The 4,788-nt window shown below is 70.5% G+C and carries 5 protein-coding genes and 1 other RNA gene; 2 read left to right on the forward strand and 4 right to left on the reverse strand.

Features of this window, described 5'->3' with window-relative positions:
* Window positions 1-1,318: DNA polymerase III subunit gamma/tau (locus VJS38_RS01880; protein WP_414692402.1), on the reverse strand; the 1,318-nt coding region annotated here is incomplete at its 3' end.
* Window positions 1,319-1,337: 19 nt separating this feature from the next.
* An RNA gene (gene ffs / locus VJS38_RS01885) (signal recognition particle sRNA small type) lies at window positions 1,338-1,434 on the reverse strand.
* A gap of 95 nt (window positions 1,435-1,529) precedes the next feature.
* Here ffs and nudC point away from each other — a divergent pair.
* Entirely contained in the window at window positions 1,530-2,462 is a 933-nt protein-coding gene (nudC, locus tag VJS38_RS01890) for an NAD(+) diphosphatase (protein WP_324086459.1), read from the forward strand.
* On the opposite strand, the gene VJS38_RS01895 is transcribed toward nudC, so the two are convergent.
* Window positions 2,463-3,314, reverse strand: coding sequence for a prephenate dehydratase (locus tag VJS38_RS01895; RefSeq protein ID WP_324086460.1), 852 nt, complete (start codon window positions 3,312-3,314; stop codon window positions 2,463-2,465).
* Window positions 3,311-4,048: a 3-deoxy-manno-octulosonate cytidylyltransferase gene (locus VJS38_RS01900; RefSeq protein ID WP_324086461.1), complete on the reverse strand. Its 738-nt coding sequence runs from the start codon at window positions 4,046-4,048 to the stop codon at window positions 3,311-3,313. Before VJS38_RS01900 ends, VJS38_RS01895 begins: the two co-directional genes overlap by 4 nt.
* A 123-nt stretch (window positions 4,049-4,171) precedes the next feature.
* On the opposite strand from VJS38_RS01900, the gene VJS38_RS01905 reads away from it, so the two are divergent.
* Window positions 4,172-4,788 (forward strand): cytochrome c family protein (locus tag VJS38_RS01905; protein ID WP_324086462.1); only part of this gene is annotated, 617 nt, incomplete at its 3' end.

Below are 4,788 nucleotides of genomic sequence, written 5' to 3' on the forward strand. Positions count from 1 at the left end.
CGCCGGCCGCGGCCGCCTGGCCGCCGCCCCCGCCCGAGGGGCCGCCGCCGACGGGATCGCCGTTCTGCAGCCGCTTCAGCGCCTCCTCAGGTCCCGGCAGGTCGGCGGCGTAGGCCAGGCGCACCAGCGCCATGTCCGTCGCGGCCGCGGCGTCCGGCGCGCGGCGCACCTCGTCGTAGGCCTTCAGCATCAGCTGCCAGATGCGCGACAGGATCCCGGCGGAGATCGCGGCGCCGATCGCCGCCAGCCGCGCGGCCTGCTCCTTGGGCATCACCAGCGCCTGCGGCCCCACCGCCTTGGCGACCGTGGAGCCATGGCAATGGTCCAGCAGGTCCAGCATCACCTGGTCGGGATTGGCGCCGAAGCCGTAGAGGGTGCGGAAGGTCTCGATCGCCGGCCCCGCCTCGCCGCGCATCAACTGTTCGAAGAGGGTGATGGTCTGCGCCCGGTCGGCCAGGCCCAGCATGTCGCGGATCGAGGCGGCGGTGACGGTCTGGCCGGCCTGCGCCTGGACGATCGCCTGGTCGAGCATCGACTGGCCGTCGCGCACCGAGCCTTCGGCTGCGCGGGCGATCAGCATCAGCCCCTCGGCCTCGACGCGGGCGCCCTCGTTCTCGCAGATCATTTCGAGATTCTTGACGAGGACGTCGGGTTCCACCCGGCGCAGGTCGAAGCGCTGGGTGCGCGACAGGATGGTCACCGGCACCTTGCGGATCTCCGTGGTGGCGAAGATGAACTTGGCGTGCGGCGGCGGCTCTTCCAGCGTCTTCAGGAGCGCGTTGAACGCCCCCGTCGAGAGCATGTGCACCTCGTCGATGATGTAGACCTTGTAGCGGGCCTCGACCGGCGCATAGCGCACGCCTTCCAAGAGCTCGCGCATGTCGGCGACGCCCGTGCGGCTGGCGGCGTCGAGCTCGAGGACGTCCATGTGCCGGCCCTCGATGATGGCGCGGCAGTGGCGGCCCTCGTCCTTGAAGTCGATGGTCGGCTCGGAGGCGCCGTCGGTCTGGTAGTTCAGCGCCCGCGCCAGCAGGCGCGCGGTGGTCGTCTTGCCGACCCCGCGCACGCCGGTGAGCATGAAGGCGTGCGCGATGCGGCCGGTGGCGAAGGCGTTGCGCAGGGTGCGCACCATCGCTTCCTGGCCGTAGAGGTGCTCGAAGGTCCTGGGCCGGTACTTGCGGGCGATGACGGTGTAGGCGGCGGACTCCGCGCCGGAATCCACCGCGGCCTGCGGCGGAGCGGCGTCGCCGAACATGTCCCCGGTGTTGGGATCACGCTCGGGAAGGTCGTCTTCGGACAGGAAGTCTTCGTCGGCCATAGAGTCCCGGGCGGAATGAGGTGGAGATCGGACAACGACCCGAAGCGTAACTCGTTACGGCTGCTTCCTTCCGGACCTGACCGGGTTGGCGAGGCGTCCGCCCGCAGCCGACCTCCGCGTCCTATATCGCCGCTGACGTGCCGCGGCGCAAGCCGTGCCGGCCCGCAAGCGCCGACATGACGCGTTCGCATCCGCAGCGTAAGACTTGGACATGGCGCTCGATCTCTTCCTGAACAGCTTCGCGGGCAACCCCCTCGACCGGGCGAGCTACCACCGCGTCGACGAGGACTGGTTGACCCGCCAGTTGGACTCCAGCGAGGCCTTGGCGCTGGCGATGTGGAACGGCCGCCCCCTGGTCGAGGACGCCAAGGACGGCGGCGTCCAGCTGAGCTACCTGCCGGCGAAGCTCGCGCACGAGCTTTCCGGCGGGCCGGAGCGGCTCTTGTTCCTCGGCCTCTGGAAGCAGACGCCGGTTTTCGCCGTCGACTTGGAGGGTCTGGCCGATCCGAGCGCGTCGTCCGTGACCGGCATGGGCCGGTTCGAGGACCTGCGCCAGATCGCGCTCGCCCTGCCCTCGACGGACGCCGCGATCGCCGCCACCGCCAAGGGGGTGTTCGAGTGGCGCCGCCGGCACCGCCACTGCGCGGTCTGCGGCAAGCCGACCCGGCCCGCCGACGGCGGCTGGAAGCGGGTGTGCGAGGTCTGCGAGGCCGAGCACTTTCCACGCACCGACCCGGTGGTGATCATGCTGCCCCACCACGGCGAACGCTGCATGCTGGGCCGGCAGGAGAGCTGGCCGAAGGGCATGTTCTCGTGCCTCGCGGGCTTCCTGGAGCCCGGCGAGGCGATCGAGGAGGCCTGCGCCCGCGAGCTTGAGGAGGAGGCCGGCCTGCACGCGCTGAGCGTGCGCTACCACTCCAGCCAGCCCTGGCCCTATCCGTCGTCGCTGATGATCGGCCTCCTGGCCGAGGTCCAGGACGAGGAGGGCCGCCCGGACCAGACCGAGCTGTCGGAAGTGCGCTGGTTCACCCGCAGCGAGGCCCGCGCCCTGATCGCCGGCCAGATCGAAGGCGTCTTCTGCCCGCCCCCCCACGCCATCGCCCACCAGCTGATCAAGACCTGGGCCTTGGAGTCCCTCCCTTAATTAAGGGAGGGAGCGCTTGCGGAACGGGTCCGCCGGGTACACGCCGAGGATCTCGAACTTCTCGGAGAAGAACTGCAGCTCGTCGAAGGCGCGGGCCACGCCGCGGTCCTCGGGGCGGCCTTCGACCTCGCAATAGAAGAAGGTGGCCGTGAAGCTGCCGTTCTCCATGTAGCTCTCGAGCTTGATCATGTTCACGCCGTTGGTCGCGAATCCGCCCAGGGCCTTGTAGAGCGCCGCCGGCAGGTTCTTCACCCGGAACACGAAGCTGGTGATGCAGGGCTCGGTGAACGGCGGCCGGGCCGGATCGGGCTCGGCCGTCATCACCAGGAAGCGGGTAGTGTTGTTGTGCTCGTCCTCGATGTCGCGCAGCAGGATGTCCAGGCCGTACATCTCCGCCGCCAGCGCCGGCGAGACGGCCGCCCGGCTCGGGTCGGGACGCTCGGCGAGCATCTTGGCCGCCAGCGCCGTGTCGCCCACCGGCTCGGTCTTCAACCCCAGGCGCCGCAGCGCCTTGCGGCATTGGCCGAGCGCGATCGGCATGGAGCAGGCGATCTTCACCTGGTCGAGCGTCACGCCGGGGTTGACCATCAGCTGGAAGTGGATCGGCTTGAACCGCTCGCCGATGATCCTCAGGCCGGAGTCGGGCAGCAGGTGGTGGACGTCGGCCACGCGGCCGGCGATGGAGTTCTCCACCGGGATCATGCCCAGCCGGCAGTCGCCTGAGCGCACGGCCTCGAAGGCGTCCTCGAAGCTGGCGTGCGGGACCGGCTCGTAATCCGGATAGGCGGCGTGGCAGATCTCGTGGCTGTTGGCCCCGAGCTCGCCCTGGAAGGCGATGCGCTTCTGGCTCATCGAATGGCTCTCGCGTGCGCCCGGGCCTCAGCGAGGTCGGCGGGCGTGTCGACGGATATGGGGGCGGTTTTCGCAACGGCGGCCCAGATCGAAAGGCCGAGCTCGAGCGCGCGCAGCTGCTCCAGCTTCTCGCGCCGTTCCAGCGGCGAGGGCGGGGCGGCGTTGAAGCGCTCCAGCGCCTTTCGGCGATAGCCGTAGATGCCGATGTGACGCCACACGGGCGCGTCGCCATAGAGGGTCGAGCGGGTGAAATAGAGCGCCCGGCCGCTGAACCCGCCGGGGGCCAAGGCCAGGATCGCCTTGACGACGTCGGGATTGGCGCGGTCGGCGGGCGAGCTCTCCGGCGCCACGACGGTGGCGATGTCGCAGGCGGGCTCGCGGGCCAGAAGGTCGACGCAGGCGCCGAGCACCTGCGGCTCGACGAACGGCATGTCGCCCTGCAGGTTGACGACGACGTCGTGGCGCCCGTCCGGGTCGAGCTCGGCCAGCGCCGCCAGGATGCGGTCCGAGCCCGACGGCAGGGCTGGATCGGTCAGCACCGCGCGCCCGCCCGCGGCCCGCACCGCGTCCACGATCTCCGAATCGCCCGCGGCCACCGCGACGGGCCCCGCGCCGGCGGCTTCGGCCTGGCGCAGCACCCGCAGGATCATCGGCGCGCCTGCGATGTCGGCGAGCGGCTTGCCGGGCAGGCGGGTGGCGGCCATCCGGGCGGGAATGAGGACGATCGGGTTCATGGCGTCGCTTGGGCGGTTGCGCCCGCGCCGGTAGCGTGTAAGAGAGCCGGGCGCAATAAGGGGCGGGATTCCCGCGCTTTCGCCGGGCGTAAGCCGGCCGTGAGAGGGCACGATAACAAGACTATGAGCGACCTTACCTTCAACAAGGTCGCCGGCGCTGTGCTGGCGACGGGTCTGGCCATCTTCGGCCTTCGCGAGCTCTCCAGCGGCGTCTTCAGCCAAGAGAAGGTCGAAAAGCCGGGCTACACCGTGGAGGTCGCGGCCGAGGCCGGCGGCGAGGCGGCCGCCGCCGACGTGCCGCCCGACTGGGGCACGGTGCTGCCGAAGGCCGACGTGGCCGCCGGCGAGCAGGTGTTCGCCAAGTGCCAGTCCTGCCACAGCCTGACCGCCAACGGCACCGGCCCGAACCTCAACGGCGTCGTCGGCCGCAAGCCCGGCTCGGAGGCCGGCTTCTCCTATTCGCCGGCCATGCAGGCCTTCGCCGCCAAGACCCCGATCTGGGACTACGAACACGTCTACGAGTTCATCAAGAACCCGCAGGCCTATATCCCGGGCTCGAAGATGACCTTCGTCGGCCTGAAGAAGCCGGAAGACCGCATCAACATCATCGCCTTCCTGCACACCAAGGGCTCGAGCCTGCCGATCCCGGCGCCGAACCCGGCCGCCGCGGCCAAGGCCGCCAGCGCGGGCGTGACGGCGGCGACCTCCACGACGCCGCCCGTGGGCGCCCCCGCGCCGGC

Origin of the sequence: Phenylobacterium sp. (assembly GCF_035276905.1) — a bacterium.
Taxonomy (GTDB): Bacteria; Pseudomonadota; Alphaproteobacteria; order Caulobacterales; family Caulobacteraceae; genus Phenylobacterium.

Coding starts and splice junctions, on each gene's coding strand:
- VJS38_RS01895 (WP_324086460.1), bottom strand. CDS start 3,314: ATGAGCCAGAAGCGCATCGCCTTCCAGGGCGAGCTCGGGGCCAACAGC.
- nudC (WP_324086459.1), top strand. CDS start 1,530: ATGGCGCTCGATCTCTTCCTGAACAGCTTCGCGGGCAACCCCCTCGAC.
- VJS38_RS01900 (WP_324086461.1), bottom strand. CDS start 4,048: ATGAACCCGATCGTCCTCATTCCCGCCCGGATGGCCGCCACCCGCCTG.